General features: G+C 67.9%; 21 protein-coding genes. 11 read left to right on the top strand and 10 right to left on the bottom strand.

All coding sequences use genetic code 11. The features are described 5' to 3' along the window. Positions 1-11: 11 nt before the first annotated feature. Positions 12-926 (bottom strand): diacylglycerol/lipid kinase family protein, encoded by a 915-nt coding sequence (locus tag QCD70_RS16330; RefSeq protein ID WP_301218250.1) that lies wholly within the window; start codon positions 924-926, stop codon positions 12-14. A gap of 67 nt (positions 927-993) precedes the next feature. Here QCD70_RS16330 and QCD70_RS16325 point away from each other — a divergent pair, with 67 nt between their 5' ends. Then, positions 994-1,632, top strand: a complete 639-nt coding sequence (locus QCD70_RS16325; RefSeq protein WP_301218248.1) for an MBL fold metallo-hydrolase — start codon at positions 994-996, stop codon at positions 1,630-1,632. Between the two features lie 14 nt (positions 1,633-1,646). On the opposite strand, the gene QCD70_RS16320 is transcribed toward QCD70_RS16325, so the two are convergent. Next, a complete protein-coding gene (locus tag QCD70_RS16320) occupies positions 1,647-2,111 on the bottom strand; it encodes a hypothetical protein (RefSeq protein ID WP_301218245.1) in 465 nt (154 codons plus the stop codon). Between the two features lie 145 nt (positions 2,112-2,256). On the opposite strand from QCD70_RS16320, the gene QCD70_RS16315 reads away from it, so the two are divergent. Beyond that, on the top strand, positions 2,257-2,679 hold the full coding sequence (locus QCD70_RS16315) for a DapH/DapD/GlmU-related protein (RefSeq protein WP_301218243.1): 423 nt from the start codon (positions 2,257-2,259) through the stop codon (positions 2,677-2,679). 39 nt (positions 2,680-2,718) lie between these two features. Here QCD70_RS16315 and QCD70_RS16310 read toward each other — a convergent pair whose 3' ends face one another. Both QCD70_RS16310 and QCD70_RS16305 read right to left on the bottom strand, forming a co-directional pair. Further along, the gene (locus tag QCD70_RS16310; protein WP_301218240.1) at positions 2,719-3,936 is read right to left on the bottom strand and encodes an alpha/beta hydrolase; all 1,218 of its coding nucleotides are present in this window, start codon (positions 3,934-3,936) and stop codon (positions 2,719-2,721) included. Between the two features lie 38 nt (positions 3,937-3,974). Continuing rightward, positions 3,975-4,574, bottom strand: coding sequence for an NAD(P)H-dependent oxidoreductase (locus QCD70_RS16305; RefSeq protein WP_301218238.1), 600 nt, complete (start codon positions 4,572-4,574; stop codon positions 3,975-3,977). A gap of 107 nt (positions 4,575-4,681) precedes the next feature. Between QCD70_RS16305 and QCD70_RS16300 the strand changes: the two genes are divergently transcribed. The 5 genes from QCD70_RS16300 to QCD70_RS16280 are packed head-to-tail and all read left to right on the top strand — an operon-like array spanning position 4,682 to position 8,836. Then, positions 4,682-5,281: a TetR/AcrR family transcriptional regulator gene (locus tag QCD70_RS16300; protein WP_301218236.1), complete on the top strand. Its 600-nt coding sequence runs from the start codon at positions 4,682-4,684 to the stop codon at positions 5,279-5,281. 10 nt (positions 5,282-5,291) lie between these two features. Next, a complete protein-coding gene (locus QCD70_RS16295; protein WP_301218233.1) occupies positions 5,292-6,242 on the top strand; it encodes an LLM class flavin-dependent oxidoreductase in 951 nt (316 codons plus the stop codon). Between the two features lie 7 nt (positions 6,243-6,249). Beyond that, on the top strand, positions 6,250-7,116 hold the full coding sequence (locus QCD70_RS16290; protein WP_301218230.1) for a DNA-3-methyladenine glycosylase family protein: 867 nt from the start codon (positions 6,250-6,252) through the stop codon (positions 7,114-7,116). A gap of 27 nt (positions 7,117-7,143) precedes the next feature. Then, positions 7,144-8,067 (top strand): dihydropteroate synthase, encoded by a 924-nt coding sequence (gene folP, locus QCD70_RS16285; protein ID WP_301218228.1) that lies wholly within the window; start codon positions 7,144-7,146, stop codon positions 8,065-8,067. 19 nt (positions 8,068-8,086) lie between these two features. Continuing rightward, the gene (locus QCD70_RS16280; RefSeq protein WP_301218226.1) at positions 8,087-8,836 is read left to right on the top strand and encodes a pyrimidine reductase family protein; all 750 of its coding nucleotides are present in this window, start codon (positions 8,087-8,089) and stop codon (positions 8,834-8,836) included. Positions 8,837-8,845: 9 nt separating this feature from the next. On the opposite strand, the gene QCD70_RS16275 is transcribed toward QCD70_RS16280, so the two are convergent. Next, on the bottom strand, positions 8,846-9,280 hold the full coding sequence (locus QCD70_RS16275) for a VOC family protein (RefSeq protein ID WP_301218223.1): 435 nt from the start codon (positions 9,278-9,280) through the stop codon (positions 8,846-8,848). A 133-nt stretch (positions 9,281-9,413) separates the two neighbouring features. Beyond that, a complete protein-coding gene (locus tag QCD70_RS16270; protein WP_055931154.1) occupies positions 9,414-10,187 on the bottom strand; it encodes a hypothetical protein in 774 nt (257 codons plus the stop codon). Between the two features lie 202 nt (positions 10,188-10,389). On the opposite strand from QCD70_RS16270, the gene QCD70_RS16265 reads away from it, so the two are divergent. Further along, a complete protein-coding gene (locus QCD70_RS16265) occupies positions 10,390-12,402 on the top strand; it encodes a DUF262 domain-containing protein (protein ID WP_301218218.1) in 2,013 nt (670 codons plus the stop codon). Here the strand turns inward: QCD70_RS16265 and QCD70_RS16260 are convergent, their stop codons facing one another. Both QCD70_RS16260 and QCD70_RS16255 read right to left on the bottom strand, forming a co-directional pair. Beyond that, complete coding sequence (locus QCD70_RS16260; protein WP_301218216.1) at positions 12,403-12,921, bottom strand: hypothetical protein; 519 nt, start codon at positions 12,919-12,921, stop codon at positions 12,403-12,405. Then, positions 12,918-13,187: a hypothetical protein gene (locus QCD70_RS16255; RefSeq protein WP_301218214.1), complete on the bottom strand. Its 270-nt coding sequence runs from the start codon at positions 13,185-13,187 to the stop codon at positions 12,918-12,920. The genes QCD70_RS16260 and QCD70_RS16255 overlap by 4 nt, the downstream gene beginning before the upstream one ends. A 23-nt stretch (positions 13,188-13,210) precedes the next feature. On the opposite strand from QCD70_RS16255, the gene QCD70_RS16250 reads away from it, so the two are divergent. Further along, on the top strand, positions 13,211-13,585 hold the full coding sequence (locus QCD70_RS16250) for a hypothetical protein (protein ID WP_301218211.1): 375 nt from the start codon (positions 13,211-13,213) through the stop codon (positions 13,583-13,585). A 28-nt stretch (positions 13,586-13,613) separates the two neighbouring features. Here the strand turns inward: QCD70_RS16250 and QCD70_RS16245 are convergent, their stop codons facing one another. Together QCD70_RS16245 and QCD70_RS16240 are read right to left on the bottom strand one after the other, a co-directional pair. Continuing rightward, positions 13,614-16,058: a lamin tail domain-containing protein gene (locus QCD70_RS16245; RefSeq protein WP_301218208.1), complete on the bottom strand. Its 2,445-nt coding sequence runs from the start codon at positions 16,056-16,058 to the stop codon at positions 13,614-13,616. 74 nt (positions 16,059-16,132) lie between these two features. Next, positions 16,133-17,260, bottom strand: a complete 1,128-nt coding sequence (locus tag QCD70_RS16240) for an FAD binding domain-containing protein (RefSeq protein ID WP_301218205.1) — start codon at positions 17,258-17,260, stop codon at positions 16,133-16,135. Between the two features lie 185 nt (positions 17,261-17,445). Here QCD70_RS16240 and QCD70_RS16235 point away from each other — a divergent pair, with 185 nt between their 5' ends. Continuing rightward, positions 17,446-18,789 carry a HupE/UreJ family protein gene (locus QCD70_RS16235; protein WP_301218202.1) on the top strand — a complete coding sequence of 448 codons (1,344 nt, stop codon included), beginning with the start codon at positions 17,446-17,448 and terminating at the stop codon, positions 18,787-18,789. Further along, positions 18,786-19,205: a hypothetical protein gene (locus tag QCD70_RS16230; protein ID WP_301218200.1), complete on the top strand. Its 420-nt coding sequence runs from the start codon at positions 18,786-18,788 to the stop codon at positions 19,203-19,205. Before QCD70_RS16235 ends, QCD70_RS16230 begins: the two co-directional genes overlap by 4 nt. Positions 19,206-19,333 lie beyond the last annotated feature (128 nt).

Here is a 19,333-nt window from a genome sequence, read left to right as displayed (position 1 = left end):
TGCCAATCGGCTCAGGCGAGGATACGGAGCGCCCCCGCGACGACCTCGACCTCGACCGGAAGAGGGCCGACTCTCTCGCCGTCGGCGTAGGCGATCACGTCGTCCGCATCGATGCGCACGCGCGTCACCCGGGAGATGTCGACGATGTCGAGCCCGGTGTGGCTGCCCGAGAACACTTTCGGAAACAGGCGGAGGAAGCGCACGCGAGACAGCGCCCCCACCCGGAACAGGTCGAGGTATCCGTCGTCGATGAGCGCATCGGGAGTCACCGTCATGCCTCCCCCGAGCGATCGGTTGTTCGCCACCGCGATCAGGGATGCGCTCACGGTGGACGACACTCCGTCGACGGTGAGCTCATAGCTGCGGGCGCGCAGCGTGACGAGCTCGGCGAGCAGCGCGATGACGTAACGACTCGCCCCGCGCGGACGGCTCATGCGATTCGCACGCTCGTTGACGAGGGCGTCGAATCCGGCCGATAGCACTCCCCCGAACCAGGTCGTTCCGTCGGCGTGATGCACACGGCCCGCATCGATCGTTCGGGGGCCCGCGGTCAGGGCCGTGCGGAGAACGGCCAGGGCGTCGTCGTGCGAGTCGAGGGGAATTCCGAGCCCTCGCGCCATGTCGTTGCCGGTGCCCGAGGGGATGATGCCGAACGGGATGCCCGTCTCGGCGGTCGCATTGACCGCCAGGCTGACCATGCCGTCACCGCCTACGACGACGAGCGCGTCGGCCTCGGCCGGGCCACCGGCATCCAGAGCCTGTCGAACGGAGGCCGCGAGCGCGGCGAAATCGAGCTCGGTCAGGGCGACCACGTCATGGCCCTCGGCGAGGAGCGCCTCGACGACGCGAGGGCCCGTGGCACTTCTCGAGCCGAACGAGGCCGACGGGTTGATCGCGAGGACGATCCGCTTCGGCGAGGTGGTCATGATCTGTCGATTATGGCCTACGTACAAGGCGGGCCGGAGACCTCCGCGAGAGTTCTACGCTGGAGAAATGAGACTCACGAAACTCGAGCACGCCGCACTCATCATCGAGCAGTCGGGAAAGAAGCTCTTCGTCGATCCGGGATCGTTCACCACCGCGATCACCGAGGCCTCGGGCGCCGTCGCCGTCGTGATCACCCACGAGCACGCCGACCACTGGACTCCCGAGCAGCTCACCCGACTGCTCGACAAGGCGCCCGACATCCGCATCTTCGCCCCGAGGGGCGTCGCGGATGCCGCGACCGGGTTCCCGATCACCATCGTCGAGGCGGGCGACGAGGTCACGGTCGCTCCCTTCACCCTGCGTTTCTTCGGCGAGAAGCACGCGGTGATCCACTCGTCGATCCCCGTGGTCGACAACGTGGGCGTGCTCATCAACGGCTCCGTGTACTACGGCGGCGACTCCTACACGGTGCCGGAGGGCGTCGACGTCGACGTGCTCGCCGCGCCCGTCGGGGCTCCGTGGCTGAAGATCGGCGACTCGATGGACTACGTGCTGGCCGTGAAGCCGAAACGGAGCTTCCCCACCCACGAGATGACTCTCTCGAAGGCGGGGAAGACGATGACGGGCGAGCGCATCAAGTGGGCCACCGAACAGAACGGCGGACAGTACTTCGCACTCGAACCGGGCGACTCGCTCGACGTGTAGCCCGAGCTCAGGCCTCAATCGAAGCGGGGCTTCTTTCTCTCGTCGTCGCCGAACACCTCTTCGGTGATCAGCGCCGTGTTCACGAGCGGACGGCGGTCATTCGCCGACTCGCGACCGGGCTCGTCGTCCTCCGCCGTCGGGTCGAGGTCGGGGTCGGCGTCGAGCTGCTCGTCGTTGGTGTGCGTCTCGCCGTGGTTGCGGTCGACCTCCTCGACGATGCCGTTGGTCTGGTCAAACGGATGCGCCACCTCATCGAGGGCGCTGAGGTTCGGTTGCGCCCGTTCGGTGTGGTTGCCGTCGACATCGTCGGTGATGGGATCGAAGGGCTGGGTGTCGTCGCTCGCGAAAGCGCCGGCATCGCGTTCCGCCTCGGCAGGTGGTCGGGCGTGACGGCCGGTGACGGCGTCTCCCCGGTCGACCGCAGCTGCTGCGACGGCGTCGTCGTTCAGGTGATTCGTGGAGGGGTCGAATGTACTCATGCGGCTGACGTTACGCCCGCGCGGATGACGCGGAAAGGGGGTTGAGTTTTCGCAAAGCGCAATGGGGTCGGCCGGCGGGAATCCTCTTCGCCCCTTGTGTGTTATCTCTATCGAGTCGTGAGAACGGCTGTAGATGGAGGCACAAGTGACCAGACCAATAGAAGAGATTGAAGACGAGTCCGGCGTCGTCACGAAGTACCGGCGCCACCTGAACGGGCGCGGCCGCGTGGCATCCGGAGCCAAGGTGCACCCGAGCGCGTTCATCGATTCGTCGGCCTACGTCGAGTCGGATGCCCGGGTCGGGCAGAACGCATGGGTCGGCGCGGGCAGCTGGGTCGATCGCGGGGCGGCGCTCGCCGACGGAGTCTTCGTCGGGGCGAACGTGCACATCGGCCGCGGGGTGCTCGTGGGCCGCGGAGCACGGCTGGGCAGCAACTCGCGCATCGAGCCCGATGTGCGCATCGGAGACGAGATGCGTGTCGAGCGCGACACCCGAGTGGCCGAAGACCTCGGCTGGAGCGAGCGCCAGCGCCAGTCGCCTGCCGACGGCTTCGCAAAGGCCGCCTGACCCTCGCCCACGTGACGACCGAACCGGTCGCATCCACCCTCAGCAGGTGGATGCGACCGGTTTCTGCGTGAGGGCGCCCTCGAAGAACGCCAGCACCCTCGGCACGGCCTTGTTGGCGATCTGCCCGTGTGTTACTCCGGCAAAGGTCTCGAACGTGATCGACTCGCCGGCAGCGCACCTCTCAGCAGCGAAGGTCGTGGTGACCGCGGGGTTCACCGTCGTGTCTGCCAGCCCCTGCGCAATGTAGACCGGCACCCCCATGGTCTGCGCGCCCGGTGTGTTCTCGCTGAGCAGGGTAGCCCACGGCTCGGTGCGGCTCGGGTCGTTCGTGAGGAATGTGTCGACCAGCTTCTCGGCGTCGGCACTCGTTTCTTTGTGCTGGCCTAGGTTGCAGAGCTTCGCCAGGGCGGGAGCCGCCGCGAGTGCCTCCGGGGTGAGGATCGTCGACAGCTCGGCGCCCGGCGTCGTCGGGCCGTAGACCTCGGCGTAGGCCTCGAACGCGTACGACGCCAGGGTCACTCCGGATGCCGTGCCGATGTCATCGTCGAGCAGCTCGGCGAGTTTGGTGGCCGGAGCGGCGACCGCCACGGCCTGCAGCTTCAGTTCCGGCGCATAGCTCGCGGCCTCCTGCGCCGCGAACAGGGCCGCGTGGCCACCCTGTGAGTGACCCCATAGCAGCAGCTCGTCACCCGCTCCAGCCTCGTCGAGCTGACGGGCCACCCGGGCGGCATCGAGCACGCTGTGGCCCTCGCTCACTCCGATCAGGTACGCGTTCGGCCCATCCACCCCCATGCCCGGATAATCCGTCGATGCCACGACGTAGCCGGCCTCGAGCAGCGAGGTCACCCCCTCCATCAGAAGAAAGGGGTCGACTCCCACCGACGGCGCGCAGTCCTTCGATGACCCTGTGGTGGGGTGCCCCCACGACACGATGGGTCGTCCTCCGGCCGGGGCGTCGCCCGTCGGGGCCACGATGATGCCCGACACGGGCACATCCTTCCCGAGCACGTCGACCGAGTGGTAGACCACGCGCCAGGCGATCGATCCGTCGGGCGCGCCGAGCAGGCGCTCGGACTTGATGATGTCTCCGGGAGAACCCGCCTCGACGGGCTGCGTGATGTCGTAGAACTCGGCCGCGCTGTCGTCTTCGATACCACCCTCGACCGCCCGGCGCTCGAGCGAGTCCACGCATCCCGACAGCGACACGAGCAGAACGAGCGCCAGAGCAGAGCGGAGAACGACGGAGAGGGAAGTCACGACACCAGTATGAGAGATGTCGGCATCGAAGGGGGCGATCAGGCTTTCACTGGTTTCGACCTCTCGACGCCCGAGCGCCGCTCGGCGTCGGTGCGCCCCAGCCGCTCGACTTTCGCAAGCCATCTCGCACGGAGTTCGTCGCTCGAGCCCTTCACTGGTCCCAGTCGCGTGGCATGGACGGGCCGGATGCCGCAGAAACCCAGCGTCGTCTGTCGAACATGACGCATGGTGGTGTCGCCCGCCAGCCGCAGGTACCACCAGGGAGAATCGGTGGTCACGATCACCCGGCCGGTTCTGCCCGAGAGCAGACCTTCGGGCAGACCGTTGGGCTTGATGCGGTAGGCCCGACGAGGCAGCAGCAGTCGATCGAAGAAGCCCTTCAGCAGGGCTGGTACCGAGCCCCACCAGACCGGCGTGACCACCACAACGTGGTCGGCGTCGAGCAGCAGCTGCCACGCGCGCTGCAGGTCGGGCTCCAGCTCCTGTCTTCTGGTGTATCCGAACCGCATGTTGTGGTCGAACTCGAGGTCGCGCAGCGCGAGCACGCGCGCGTCGCCGTGCGCCACGGAGTAACGCCGGGCGATCTCCGCACACAGCGAGTCGGGGTTGGGATGGCCGTCGATGATCAGGGTGGTCATATCTGTTCGTCTCTCGTGTGAAGTGGGAGGGAGAAAGGCGGGCGGGTCGCCCTGATCTGGACACTGTCCACATTGCCTGAACTCGACCGTAGGATATGATCTTGCTCGTGTCAAGATCAGACAGTGCGTATCACCACGGAAGCCTCAAGCCGGCACTCGAAGACGCGGCGCTCGACCTCATGCGCACCACCGGGCACACCGAGTTGAGCCTGCGGGAGGTCGCTCGGGTCGCCGGCGTGAGCCACAACGCGCCGTACCATCACTTCGGAGACAGGACCGCCCTGCTCAAGCGGCTGAGCGAACGCAGCATGGCCGAGCTGCTCGATTCATTGACGAGGGCACAGGCAGACCTCGCTCCCACCGACTCCCCGCGCGCGCACCTCGTGGCCGTCGGTGCGGCCTACATCGAGTATGCGGCCCGGTACCCCGAGCGATTCCGCATCATCTACGACCCCGCGGTCTGCGTTCCGGGCTCGCCCTCTGCCGAGATGGCGCCGCTGATCGCCGCGGTCGAAGACATCCTGGCGCGGGTGACCTCCGCGACCATCCCGACGGCGTCCCGAGAGACAGTCGTCGCTCTGACCACGGGCGTGTGGGGAGCGGTGCATGGCCTTGCCGAGCTCGTCGTCGCCGGCCACATCACGCTCGACGAGACACGCCCCGCGCTCGCCGCCCTGCTCGACCCGTCGGCTGATCGAGGCATCTAGGGTTGTAGTCGTGACCACTGCCACCGTCGGCATCATGCTGCCCCGCGACCTCCCTGCCCACCAGATCGTGCCGTTCGTGCAGAAGGCCGAGCAGCTCGGGTTCGACGAACTCTGGGTCGTCGAGGACTGCTTCTTCCGCGGCGGATTCGCGCAGGCGGCCGTCGCCCTGGCCTCGACCCGGAGCATCCGGGTCGGCATCGGCATTCTGCCGGCGCCCGTGCGCAACGCCGCGTTCACGGCGCTCGAGGCGAACACGCTCGCCGAGATCTACCCCGACCGCCTGCTGCTCGGAATCGGGCACGGAATGCCCGTGTGGATGCAGCAGGTCGGAGACAAGCCGGCAAGCATCCTGACGATGCTCGACGAGCAGCTCACCGCGCTGCGCACCCTCCTCGCCGGCGAGCGGCTCGAGGTCGACGGGCGCTACGTGAAGATCGACGGAGCCCGGCTCGAGAGCCCCGCCGCGATCGCTCCTCCGGTTCTCGCCGGAGTGCGGGGGCCCAAGTCTCTCGCCGTGTCGGGCCGATCCGCCGACGGCACGATCCTGGCGGAGCCGGTCACTCCCGAATATCTGGCAGCTGCACTCGGCCACATCGATGCCGTCGGCCCGCACAGCGTCGTGGTCTACAACGTGGCCTCGGTCGACGACGACCTGTCCGTCGCCCGCGAACTCGCCCGCCCCGCCCTGGAGTGGATCGGCGAGCCCGACTGGGCTCCGCACATCGCGCCGCTTCCCTTCGCCGCGGAGTTCGCGGCGCTGCGCGAGCGGTCGGCGACACGGGCCGATTTCGTGGCGGCGCTCCCCGACGAGTGGGTCGACGCGCTCGCCCTGACCGGAACACCCGGTCGGGTGCGCGACCGCATCGCCGAACTGCACGCCAGCGGAGCCACGAGCGTCGTGTTCATCCCCGCCGGCACCGACCCGCTCTCCCGTCTCGACTCGCTCGCACGCGCCCTGTGACGCGGCGATGACGGGCGACGGGGCCACCGTCGAACTGCCCTTCTTTCCTCCGTACGAGCGTGAGAAGGCGCTGGCGCTGATCGCGGCGCACGCCGTGCCCGGGTCGGAACGGGTCGACCTGCCCGACTTCTCCGTCACGCGGATCATCACCGCACCCAGCGGGCCGGTCGCCGTTCGCGTCGAGCTCGGGGAGACCTCGGTGAGGGCGACCGTCTCGAGCGGCGACGCGCGCGATGTCGAGGCCATCGCATCCATCGTTCGTGCGTGGCTCGACCTCGATCTCGAGCCGTCGAGAATCGTGGATGCCTGCGGTCGCGACCCGAGACTGGGCCCGCTGGTCGCGGCCCGGCCCGGCCTCCGCGTGATCGGCCACCCCGACGGATACGAGGCCGCCCTCACGACGGTGCTCGGTCAGCAGGTGTCCCTCGCCTCGGCGCGCACCTTCGCCGGACGCCTCGTCGCGGCCTACGGCGAGCCGGGGCCGGATTCGCTGATGATCTTCCCCCCGGCCGCGGTCGTCGCGTCGATTCCGGTCGACGATCTGCAGCGCACGATCGGTCTCACGGGAGCACGGACGAGGACGCTGCACGCGGTCGCGCAGGCCTCGTCCGACGGGCTCGATCTGAGTCCCTCTGTCGACCTGGCGGCCACCCGAGCGGCGCTGCTCGCCATTCCGGGCGTCGGACCATGGACGGCCGACTATCTCGCCGTTCGAGCGCTCGGCGATCGCGACGCGTATCCGGCGGGCGACCTCGTTCTGAGGCGGGCGCTCGGAGTGCGCACGGCCGCCGAGGCCGAGCGCATGGCCGAGCCCTGGCGGCCGATCCGGTCGTACGCGCTCATCCACATCTGGACAGCCGCCGCGTTCTCCTGACCGTCGCCGCGCAGGCATGATGGAACCATGACGATCCCCCCGGTGGCCTCCGGGTTCCCGCTGCCACCGCTCACGAGCCCGGTGCGCACCTTCGGCGCTCGCACCATCGACTTCTCCTCGCGCATCGCGGTGATGGCCATCGTCAACAGAACACCCGACAGCTTCTTCGACCGCGGTCGAACCTTCGCGCTCGACCGGGCCGTCGATGCCGCTCTCGCCGCGGCCTCGGCCGGAGCCGACTGGATCGACATCGGCGGCGTCAAGTTCGCCCCGGGCCCCGAGGTCTCGGCCGCAGAAGAGCTCGACCGGGTGCTTCCCGTCGTGCAGGCCGTGGCCGCACGCTCCGATGTCGTGATCTCGGTCGACACGTTCCGACCCGAGGTCGCCGAGGCGTGCATCGCCGCAGGAGCCTCGGTGGTGAACGACACCACGGGGTTGCAGAACCCGCAGCTGGCCGAACTCGCGGCGTCGACCGGCGCCACGCTCGTGATCACCCACAGCCTCGCCCGGCCGCGCACCGCCTACGCGGCTCCGCGCTACGACGACGTGGTGCAGAGCGTCGTGGACTTTCTGCGGGAACGCATCGAGGTGGCGATGGGTCTGGGCGTGGCCGAGTCGCAGATCATCATCGACCCGGGGCACGATCTCAACAAGAACACCCTGCACTCCCTCGAGATCACGCGGCGCTTCGACGAGATCGCACGCATCGGACTGCCCGCCATCGCGGCCGTGTCGAACAAGGACTTCGTGGGCGAGTCGATCGAGGCGCCGCGCGAGGAGCGCGGCGACGCATCCCTGGCCGCGGCTACGGCCTGCGCCCTCTTCGGCGCCCGCATCGTCAGGATGCACGACGTGCCGAGATCGGTGCAGGCGATGCGCATGACGGAGGCCATCCTGGGCCTGCGTGAACCGCGGCAGCTGCGCCACAACATGACCGACGAGAACGACTGACCACGAGAACGAGGCCGACGTGACCGAAACCCGCATCTCAGCACTCTCCCCCGCGGCTGCGGCGCTCGACGAGGCCGGCCTCGTCTCGGCGTACTCTGTCGCCGATCGCAGCACCCCGACACTGCGCGTGAACTTCGTGACGAGCCTCGACGGCTCCGCCACGGTGAAGGGACTCTCCGGCGGGCTCGGCGGCCCCGCAGACAAGCTCGTGTTCGACACCCTCCGCCGCCTGGCCGACGTGGTTCTCGTCGGCGCGGGCACCGTGCGCTCCGAGGGCTACGGGGCGATGCGACTGCCGGATGCCGACGAGCAGTGGAGAGTGGAGCACGGCCTGGCAGCGCAGCCGGCTTTCGCCCTGGTGTCGCGCCGGCTCGACCTCGATCCGGCGAGCGACATCTTCACGAAGGCCCCCGTGCGACCTCTCGTGCTCACCTCGGCCGCGGCGCCGGCCGGCGCGCGCGACGCACTTGCCGAGGTCGCCGAGGTCGTCTCGTGCGGCGACGACCATGTCGAGCCGCAGCGCATCATCGACGCGCTCGTCGGCCGGGGACTCCCCCAGATCCTGTGCGAGGGCGGACCGAGCCTGTTCGGAACGCTCATCGCCGCCGACCTCGTCGACGAGCTGTGCCTGACCGTCAGCCCGCTCCTGGAAGGCGGGGCGGGCATCCGGATCTCGCATGGCGAGAGCGAGGCGGTGCGCCGGATGCGACTCGTGCACGTGCTCGAGTCGGACGGACTGCTGCTGACCCGGTACGCCCGCGCTCGATAGTGGAACGCGTCAGGACTGGGGCGTCGGCTCGGTCGGCGAGCCTCCGATGTTGACCATCCAGCGAACACCGAACCGGTCGATGAGCTGCCCGAAGCTGTCACCCCACGGCGCCTTCTCGAGCGGCATGAACACATTCGCGCCCTCGCTGAGCCCGTTCCAGAACCCCGTGAGCTCATCGACATCCTGGCCGCTGAGCGACACCGAGAAGGCGTCGCCCGGGGTGAACGGCATGCTGTTCGGGGTGTCCGCCGCCATGAAGATGAGTCGGCCCGGCGCGACGAGCTGGGCGTGCATGATCTTGTCGGCCTCGGACGGGTCTTCGTTCATGCCGAAGTCCGCGTAGCGGCTCATCGTGAGCTCACCGCCGAAGACCGACTGGTAGAACTCCATGGCCTCCTTCGTGTTGTCGCGAAAGCCGAGGTAGGGGGTGAGTATCGAGGGCATCATGGTCTCCTTTGTCCGTGCATCTTCCTATTAGGAACATTATGGGCGCGTCGTTCTCTGCCCACAACGCCGAAAAAGGGGCTCCCTTCCGATTCGGAAAGGAGCCCCTCAGTGAGCTGTGAAGCGGTGAGGCCTAGGCCTCGCTCATCACGAGCTTCTCGGCCTGGCCGCGAGCGGCAAGGGCTGCGGCGCGGGCGGCGAGACGGCGGGTCTGCTCGGCCTGACCGGCGTCGAGAACCTCCTGGTCGACCTCGAAGTTCGGAACGAGCTTCTGGCCGTTGTACTTCTCGATGTAGGCGTCGAGCTCGGGGCCCGACTCCCACGACGTGATCAGGCAGTAGCGGGGGTCGGTGCCCAGGTGGGTAGCGGCGTGCCACAGGCGCTGGGTGTCGATGATGAGCTGGGCTCCGGCCGGAAGCGCGATGCGGTACTCGACGCTCGGGTCGGTGCGGTTCTCGCGCAGAACGAAGAAGCTGTCGGTGTCGTCGGTGAGGTTGAAGAAGCCGCGAACGACCCAACCGGTTCCGTCGGGGTTCAGGCGGTTGTTGTCGTCCTGGTGGAGGTTGTAGAGGCAGTCGGCGTAGCTGTTGGGCTGCAGCTCGATCACGCGGCAGCGGCCGATGTTGGCGCCGGGCTCCTGGGCGCGGGCGGTCAGGGTCGGGGCCTTCTCGACCTGCGAGGGGATGAACACGCCATCCTTGTCGGTGCGCGGCGGCTTGTGGTTCCAGAAGCCGTTGCACTCGATGTCGCCGAAGGCGCTCGCGAGGGGCGCGAACCGGGTGTCACCCGAGGACTTCCAGTCGACATACTCGATGTCGAGCCACTCCTTGGGGTCGATCTCCTTGTTGTAGCGATCGAGTACGACATAGCCGGTCTCTTCCAGAGCGGCAGATTTGATGTAACCCATGATTGAAAATCATGTCCTTTCGTTGGGGGCCAGCACGTTTTAACAGGCCCAACTTAGGCAAGCCTACATTGGACGATTTCGATACGGACTTTAGTCCCATCCTCCTCCCGAACCTGTCTGGAGTCTCCGTCGGCGCGCATCCTTCATCGACTAAACTCGGCGGTTGCGCACCCCAGCATTACCGAGAGGCGAAAACGAAGACATGGTCACTGCCACGAACATCGATGCGACCGCGGTCAACACGGTCGCGTGGCTCTCGGCAGACGACACGACCATCGTGGTTCCCGTCTACCAGCGACAGTACCGCTGGGACATCGGCGCGTGCGAGAAGCTGCTCGCAGACATCCGAGCGGTCTCGCAATCGGAGGATCGGCACACCCACTTCATCGGCTCGATCCTCTCGAGCCGCAGCACAGACGACGCCGACGACTCCGAGCTCGTGCTCATCGACGGCCAGCAGCGCATCACCACCCTCATGCTGCTGATCGCCGCGCTGCACCACACGGTCGCCCACAGCGACCCGTCGCTCGCCGGCGAACTGCAGAGAGTGCTCGTGCGCGCGGCCGATCCGGCCCGCACGAAGCTGCGCCCCCACCGGGCCTGGGCCCAGGTCTTCGAAAGCGTCGTGCTCGACCACCTCGGCCCCGGCGACGAGCTGCGCGACTCGAGGTTCGACGACAACTACGCCTTCTTCCGCAGCCAGGTGCGCCTCGACGAGGTGCCCCGCATCTGGCGCGGGCTGCAGAAGCTCGAGCACGTGGCCATCACCCTGGGCGCCGACGCGAACGCGCAGCAGATCTTCGAGAGCCTGAACTCCACGGGCGAGCCCCTGCGCGACCACGAGCTCATCCACAACTACGTGCTCATGGGCCTCACCCACGTCGAGCAGAGCGAGATCGAAGAGTCCTTCTGGCTGCCCATCGAGCAGAACACGGGCGAGCAGATCGCCTCGTTCTGGAGGCACTACCTGGTCATGACCACCGGCCGCGAGGTCACTGTCGTCGGCCAGCGAGGCGTGTACGACGCGTTCCAGCAGCAGTTCCCCCGACTCGACATCGACACCCTGCGCGCGCACGCCGCCGAATGGCGTTCGTTCTCGGCCGCATATCGGGTCCTCCTCGATCCGAGCCTCGAGGCAGACCCCGAGGTCTCGCGCCAGCTCGGCTATCTCAACACCTTCGGGCGCGGCATGTACCCGCTCGTGATGCGGGCCTACCTCGACTATTCGCGGGGCGCGCTCGACGTGACGAGCCTCATCGAGCTGCTCGAGAACATCCAGTCGCTGTTGCTGCGCCGCACCCTCGTGGGCGTGAGCAACGACCGGCTCGTCGCCCGGCTGAGCCGGGCGCGCGCCGAGGGGCCGGATGCGCTGGTGCGCGCGATCTCCCGCATCACCCCCAGCGACGAGCGTGTGCGCGTGGCCCTGAAGTACGCCGAGCTGCCGCACTCGGCCTACGTTCTCGCGCGCCTCAGCGACGTGCCCGCATCCATCGACCTCGAGGTCGAGCACATCTTCCCGGTCTCCCCCGGCGACTCGTGGAGCGGCGACGGCGAGCGCGAGTGGGCCGACTACACCGACGACGAGCAGAACAGCCACCGCGCTCTGTCGCAGACCGTCGGCAACCTGGCCCTGCTCGAGGAGCACCTCGCCGAGCGTGCCGCCGACAAGTCGTTCCTCGACAAGCGCGACCGCTCCTACGCGAAGAGCTCGATCGCGCTGACCCGCGAGCTGGCCGATGTGCCGAGCTGGGGAACCCGCGCGATCGCGGAGCGCACCGTGCGCCTCACGGAGAGGTTCCTCGAGGTCTGGAAGCGACCGGCCGTCGTGATGATCGACGACGACGGGCTCACGCCCATCCTCGACGCCCAGAAGCGACGCGGCTGGCCGCAGGGCTGGCAGCGCGAGTTCGAGTACGTCGAGTACCGCGGCGAGCACTGGGAGGTCTACGACGTCAAGTACCTCTTCAACCGCATCTTCAAGCGGCTGTGGGCCGACTCGCGCGCCGACGTCGTGGCGTTCAGTGCCCGACGCGGTGGACCGATCTACGACGTGCAGTCGTGGAACGGCCACTGGGACACGCTCGACGACGAGCACTTCCTCTACATGGGCTGGGACTCGCGCTACATGCTGACCGCCGTGCAGGGAGTGCTCGACGAGGCCGGCATCGCTGCCGAGGTCTTCGTGAAGTACTCCTACATCGGCGCGGTGATGTAGTCAGGCCCAGTACCACTTCTCGACCCAGGCGGCATCGAACATGTCGCCAGACGGAGTCACGGCGGGCTCGCGGCCATACGCACCTATGCCCGGATCGAGCCACTCGACCGACGGCATGGTCGCCGCGGTTGATCGTGCGAGAGCGAAAGCCTCATCGTCTCCGGACTCCCATCCCGGCACGACCAGAATGGGTACGCCTCGCTCGAGGGCGGAGCGCACGACGCGGACGGCGTCCTCCGCGGACTCGTCGGAGCCCCCGGTAGAAGCGAGCCAGTTTGCTGAGGCCAGTACGACGACGCGGCCGATCGTCAGCGACAACTCCGTGCCGTCGAGGTGCGCGGGCGCCGCCGGATTCCTGACCATCTCGGCGAAACCGTCGGCATCCCACCCTGGAGCGAGCTGCTGCAGGTCATCGGTGGGAACGAGCACGACATCTTCGCCCGCGGCGACGAGCTGGTGAACGATGTCTCTCGCGAAAGCCTCCAGCTCGACCGCGTCGACGATCAACGCGATCGTCACGAGCGGCGCTCGAACTTCTCGAGGGGAGTGCGTCTTCCTGCCAGGAACGCCTCAAGGCCCTGCTGGAAGTCGAGCGCCGAGGCCACGAAGAGCACCGACAGGTCGGGGGCCACGTAGATCTTGCCGCCGCCCCTCACCGTGTGCATCATGCAGATGCCGGCCTCGTTATCGAGAACGACCGTGTCGAGGGTCGCCTCCGGGGCGAGGACCTCGAAGAGTCGCCTGCCCTGCTCGACGAGCGGTGCGTGGAGGGCTGCCTCATTCATGGCTACAGCCTAGGCTTTTCGCCATGAGTGCCGACTATTTCCTCGTGTCGATCGAGCCTGGTCCACCCCAGGGCCAGCAGGCCGTTCGTGACTTCCTCGCGCCCCACATGACGGCAGGCGACGTGCACATCGAGTGGGGTGACGACGGCAGCGGGGTCGACATCTACGGTCTCGAGCGCGACTTCGAGCTCCTGACTCTGAACCGTCCGGCAGGTGATCAGATCTGGAACCTGGTCTACGAACTGATGCGCGTTGGAAACCTCATGTTCGCGCCCTCCGATGGCAACCCGATCATGGTTCTCGATCACGCAACCAGAGACGCCGCTCCCGAGATGTCCCCCGAATCGAATGTCGTCGTCGTGTCGAGCGGCGACGAGATTCGCGAGGCCCTGGGTTAGGTGCAGCCCGGGCCCCGCGAATCGGGAGTCAGACCTCTGTGCTGCGCGCCCGGCGTCGACCGATGACGAGCCCAGCGCCGAGCATCAGGAACAGGGCGCCCGCAGCGATCACGGGCAGCGGCTGGACGCCGGTCGATGCGAGACTGCTCGGCTTGGCGACGCCGTTCGCCGGCGTGGTTCCCGACGGCGCCGTCGTCGCGGCCGTCACCGTGATCGGGGTGCTGGCCACCACGACAGACGGGTCGGATGTCGCGGCGAGCGTGATCGTGTGGGCTCCGGCGGTCGTGTCGGCCGGGATGCGCGCGTCGCGCAGCGTCAGCGCGCCATCGGCGTCGGCGACCACGCGGCCGAGTGTCACCGGCTCGGAGCGCAGCACGATCGTGTACTCCGCATCCGGTTCGAGACCCGACGCGACGATCGTCGTCGTGCCGCCGGCCCGAACCGTCGACGGCGTCGCAGTGACGGTCGGGGTCGACTCGGCGGGCGGGTTCGGACCCTGCGGGCCGAGTGCGAGGTCGCACGAGATCGTGCCCGACCACAGGGAGTGTCCGCCGTTGTTGCCGTCATCGGCCCGGATGACCTCCTTGACGCCGTCGACACAGGTCGAGCTCGGCGCGATGGCGAAGCCCTCGTTGTTGTAGTCGGGCAGGCCCGTCGGGCGGTTGTAGATGCGGTCGACGACGAACGCACCGTTCGCGTCGATCTTGAGCAGCGTCGTGGATCCGGCGGACGAGTTGTCGGCCACCGCCCAGATGCGCTGCGAGTCTGCATCCCACTGCGTCTCCTGGATCATCGGCAGACCCGTGTCGATCGAGGCGACGCGCTGGAAGGTGCCGTCGTTCTTGAGGGCGTAGGCGTAGAGGTGGCCGTTCTTCTCGAGCGCGCCGAAGAACAGGCCCGTGCCGTGGCCCGCGTAGTCCTGCGGGTCGTACGCCTTCGTCGTGCTCTGGTCGACGAAGCCGTTCGCGGTGAGGTAGGAGTCGGGCACCCAGGTGATGCCCTCGAAGCCGAGGTTGGAGTCGGCCTTGACCGGGTCGATGACGTCGGCCAGGTCGGCGGTAAGCACCCACTGCTGGGTCGGGTGCAGAACCGCTCCCGACTCGGTCGGGTCGAAGCGCAGAACGCTCTCGAGCGGCACACCGCTCGCCGCGTTGTCGCGCTCGGTCGTGACATAGAGCAGGCCGTCGGGGCCGACCGTGATGCCTTCGGAGTCGGGCTGGCCGCCGCCGTTCGGGAAGACGAGGTCCTTGCCTGTCGACCACCCGTTCGTGGTGTCGGGCACCCAGAGCGCTCCGCTCTTGATCAGACGGTAGACGTGGCTCTTGTTCTTGACGGCCCACATCACGTCGGGCGCGCTCGGGTCGATGTCGAGGCCTGAGACATCCTGGCCCGAGACGGGGGTGACGAACTGGCACTCGTTGTCGGAGACGACAGGGTTCTGGCTGCCGGGCCAGGCGATGCCCCCGGCGATCGCGGGGCCGCTGCCCGAGGGCGCCTCGGTCTGGCAGGAGACCTCGCCGCCACCCGGGGTGCTCGGCGGGATGATGTCGCCGGCGCACGCGGTGGCGTTCGAGGCTCCGAAGCTGGATGCGGCGGTGTGCGCCCAGGCGCCCGTCGCGTCGGCACAGCGCGACCACGATCCGGGCTGCGCGTCGGCATTGCCCCATCCGACCGTGTCGACGATGGTCGAACCGTCAGCCCGGTAGACCTTCACCGAGTCGCCGCCCGAGCTCAATCCCTGGTTCGAGAGCAGCACGAGGTAGCCGTGCGCGGGAACGACGGTGCCGTTGGGCGCCTCGATCGCGGCCGGAAGGCTGGTGCTGTCGGACTGCAGGAAGGACGAGACATCGACGTCGGCGTCACCCGTGTTCACGAGCTCGTAGGCGTCGTGGGTGGGGTCGTCGTTGGCCGACGTCACCTCGTTGAGCCTGATGGACTCCCACCCCGTGTCGTCGCCGCCCTCGCCCGGGTCGGTCGCGACGGGGTTGAGCTCGCCCTTCGACGGCGCGGCCTGCTGCACGAAGTCGCCGGTGCCGTTCGGAACGCGTCCGTAGGTGTCGAGGTGGAAGTCGCCCCACTCGTAGGAGTCCAGCAGCGTCGTGCCGTCAGACGCGAGCAGGCTGACCTTGTCGCCCTTCTTGAGCTTGAAGGTCGAGCTCTCGGCAACGTAGACCGCTCCGGGCTGGATGGTGGTTCCGCTGGGCAGCGTGATGGTCACGGCGTTCGCACGGCCGGTCAGAACAACGCCGGACGCGTCGAGCGGCTGCGCGCTCGTGTTGATGACCTCGACCCAGTCGGGCGAGCTGTCTGTCTCGATCTCGTTGATGCGGAGGTCGCTGGCGGCTGCGGCGGCGACGCTCGTCTCCTGCGAGCCGACGTCGGCGGTCGCCGCGGCAGGAACGGCGAAGAGGCCCGCGAGCAGCACGGCGGATCCAACGGTGAGGGAGAGGGGACGCGACAGGGGTTTCAGCACCCCGCAACACTGCCGCCGCCACATGAACGGCAGGTGACGCGCGGGGAACCACGGCCTGAATGAAGGAAGGGCCGTCAGCGTGCGAACGGCAGCGAGGCCGCCAGTCGCCGTCCATAGTCGGACACAGCGCGACCGACCGCGAGTCGCTCGTCGTTGTACCGGTCCAGCGCATCCGACACATCGAGTTCGGCGAGGAGCGCAGCGATCGTCATCGCATCCCCCGCGGCCTTCGCGGCTCCCATGGCCGTATGCGGCCGCACCATCACCGCGGCGTCGCCGAGCAGAAGCACCCGGCCCCGTGCCATCCGTAACGGCACGTAGTCGTAGATGGCCTGCAGGAACGGACGAGGTTCGGCGACGACCGCATCGGCGAACTGGTGGGGAAGCTCGTCGAGCGCCGACCTCACCAGTTCGTCACGGAGACGCTCAGGCAGCTGTCCGGGTGCCAGGGAGGTGCTGGAGGAAGGGCGGGCGGAATCGACCATGAGAGTGCGCAGCTGCGCGGATGTCAGCGCGCGATACCAGACCCAGTTGTAACGGCGCTCGCCCGCCGCCGTCTCTCCGCTCGGACCCGGCACCAGGTACCCCAGCATGTGCGCCTCGGGCCCATTGAAGAAGGCGAAGCGGTCGAGCAGCGTCTCCGCTGAGGAGGCAGGCAGCGACGACTCCGGAATGAGACCGCGCCAGGTCACGTATCCGGCGTAGGAGTTCTCGGAGTGGCCGGGATCGACGAACCCTCGGGTGACGGAGTTCAGCCCGTCTGCACCGATCACGAGATCGAACGTCTCCTCACGACCGTCCTCGAAGCGAACACTGGCCTGCTCATCGCTGGACGACACGCTGTGCACCGCGCTCGAGAGGAGGTAGGAATCCGACGGCAGGAGACCGCGGAAGGCCTCGTAGATGTAGTCCCACGAGAGCTGAGTCTGGGGCGAAGGGTCTCGGTAGACGACGCGGCCCGATCGGTCGAGAGTGATCCGTTCGCGAGCGACGACACCGACATCGGCCGCGTCCCGGCGCCCGGCGATGCGCAGGATGTCGAACAGCTCCTGCTGCGCGACGAGACCGGCGCCCCGCTTCGCCAGACCATGCGCGGATCGCTCGTGCACGGTGACGTGATGACCCGCCTGCGAGAGGAGCACCGCGGCGAAGAGCCCTCCGATGGAGCCCCCGACGACGGCGATGCGCAGCTTTCCGTTCATGCCCCGAGGCTAGTCACCGCTTCATCGAGCAGGTTCCTACAGACGACGGAAGATCCGCTGCGACGTCGGCGCGTAGGTCCACTCCTAACCCACTTCGCACCGCGCCGCACAACGCGTCGCCCACCGTTCTCCTTCCGTTCGCCGGAAAGAACCGACCGGCAATTCGAAGCAACTACCGTGCCTCTGTGACCTTGACTCCCGTGAGACGCATGCGACGCTGGATGATCGCGCCGCTGGTCGCGGTCGCGATGGCGCTCGTGTTCCTTCCCGCCTGGAGCGCGTCCGCGCATCCGGCCGGCACCACGGGTCTTCTCGTCACGATCCAGTCGGATGCGGTCGAAATCACGATGCAGATTCAGGAGGCCGGGTTCACGGCGGCGACGGGGTACGAGGTCACAGACCAGGCCGCGCTCGACGCGGTGGCGGACAACCTCATGACGTTCATCCTCCATCGCGTCAGCGTGGCGGACGGCGTCTCCACCCTCACTCCGACCGTGGTCGCGAGCCCCGAACTCGTGCCCGTCAACGGGGAGAATGCGATCGCCACCACGGTACGGTTCGCGGACCCTGGGCGCAGCATCGAGGGTGCGATCACTCTCGACTACTCCTTCATCCTCGACGTGGTTCCGGCACATCAGGTCTACGTGGCCCTGGTGAGCGACTGGAACAACGGGCAGATCGCCGAGGGCGACCCCGAGGTTGTCGCCGTACTCGGGGGCGGGGTCACCGAGGTGACGCTCGACCGCAGCTCCCCCGCGCCGGCGAACGGCTTCTTCTCCGTCATCTGGCTCGGCATGCTCCACATCGCGGAGGGCACCGACCACCTGCTCTTCCTGTCGACGCTCCTCGTCGTCGCGCCCTCACTCGCTTCTCGTGCGAAACGGGGATACCGCTGGAACCAGCCGATACCGCTGAAGAAGACCATCGGTCGCGCGGCCCTCATCATCAGCTGCTTCACGGTCGGTCATCTCGTGACGCTCGCACTCGTGTCACTGGGCCTCATCTCCTTTCCCACGAAGCCCGTCGAGATCCTGGTGGCCGTGTCGATCATCGTCGCCGCGATCCACGCCATCCGCCCGATCGTTCCGCGGGGAGAGCTGCTCATCGCCGGGCTGTTCGGGCTGGTGCACGGCACCGCGTTCGCCACGACGATCCTCGACCTCAACCTCGGTTTCGGCGAGAAGATCCTGGCGATCCTCGGATTCAACGTGGGCGTGGAGCTGGCGCAGCTCATCGCCGCGGTGCTCGTTCTTCCGCTGCTCATCCTCCTGTCCCACGCACGCGTCTTCGGCGGATTCCGCACCGTCATTGCGGGGATCGCGATCATCGCCGCCGCCGCGTGGATCGTCGGCATCAGCACGGATCAGAACTCGGCATTGCAGCCCGTGTTCGACCAGATCGCCCGCTTCCCGATCGCCTTCTACCTCGCACTCGTCGTGATCGTGGTGGGGCTCTGGTACTTCGCGCGCACTCGGCGCCCCGAGAACGCAAGCGCGGAGAAGTCGCGCACGGAGGTGCTTCAGCCGTGAACTCCCTGTCAGCCGCTCCGCTGAGGAGACGACTCCGTCGAGGCGCCGCGGCCCCACTGCGCGGAATCGGCGCCCTCGCGCTGGCGGCCGCGCTGCTCGCGCCCGCCGGGACGGCATTCGCGCTGAGCGACGACGACCCGGCATCCTCGCAATCCGAAGAAATCGGGGTGCGCATCCCTGATCGCTCGGGGATTCCTCCGACGGACTCCCCCACGGCGACTCCGACCGCGACTCCGACTCCGCCGCCGACACCCACCCCAGCGCCCCATCACGGCGGTGCCTCGGGCGAACTCCCCGACACGGGCGGTGACTGGTCGTCGCTGTGGCCCGGCGCCCTGCTGGCTCTGGGCCTGACCGTCACCGGCACTGTGCTGATCGCGGCACCCCACCGTCGAACCCGCCAGCGCGTGAGCTGATCCGTCCGATCGACGAGGTTCGGCATCTGACCCGTTCGTCAGCTGACACAGAAGGGCCCCGCCGATCATGGACTGGTCCCGGATTGCTGGACTGGCCAATTGAAAGTCTAGGCCGCGAGGGCCTGGGT

Source organism: Agreia sp. PsM10 (assembly GCF_030433855.1).
Taxonomy (GTDB): Bacteria; Actinomycetota; Actinomycetes; order Actinomycetales; family Microbacteriaceae; genus Agreia.
This window is presented reverse-complemented; position numbering and strand designations above follow the sequence as displayed.

Coding starts and splice junctions, on each gene's coding strand:
- QCD70_RS16325 (WP_301218248.1), top strand. CDS start 994: ATGAGACTCACGAAACTCGAGCACGCCGCACTCATCATCGAGCAGTCG.
- folP (WP_301218228.1), top strand. CDS start 7,144: ATGACGATCCCCCCGGTGGCCTCCGGGTTCCCGCTGCCACCGCTCACG.
- QCD70_RS16290 (WP_301218230.1), top strand. CDS start 6,250: ATGACGGGCGACGGGGCCACCGTCGAACTGCCCTTCTTTCCTCCGTAC.
- QCD70_RS16275 (WP_301218223.1), bottom strand. CDS start 9,280: ATGCCCTCGATACTCACCCCCTACCTCGGCTTTCGCGACAACACGAAG.
- QCD70_RS16320 (WP_301218245.1), bottom strand. CDS start 2,111: ATGAGTACATTCGACCCCTCCACGAATCACCTGAACGACGACGCCGTC.
- QCD70_RS16240 (WP_301218205.1), bottom strand. CDS start 17,260: ATGAACGGAAAGCTGCGCATCGCCGTCGTCGGGGGCTCCATCGGAGGG.
- QCD70_RS16270 (WP_055931154.1), bottom strand. CDS start 10,187: ATGGGTTACATCAAATCTGCCGCTCTGGAAGAGACCGGCTATGTCGTA.
- QCD70_RS16265 (WP_301218218.1), top strand. CDS start 10,390: ATGGTCACTGCCACGAACATCGATGCGACCGCGGTCAACACGGTCGCG.
- QCD70_RS16305 (WP_301218238.1), bottom strand. CDS start 4,574: ATGACCACCCTGATCATCGACGGCCATCCCAACCCCGACTCGCTGTGT.
- QCD70_RS16330 (WP_301218250.1), bottom strand. CDS start 926: ATGACCACCTCGCCGAAGCGGATCGTCCTCGCGATCAACCCGTCGGCC.
- QCD70_RS16255 (WP_301218214.1), bottom strand. CDS start 13,187: ATGAATGAGGCAGCCCTCCACGCACCGCTCGTCGAGCAGGGCAGGCGA.
- QCD70_RS16250 (WP_301218211.1), top strand. CDS start 13,211: ATGAGTGCCGACTATTTCCTCGTGTCGATCGAGCCTGGTCCACCCCAG.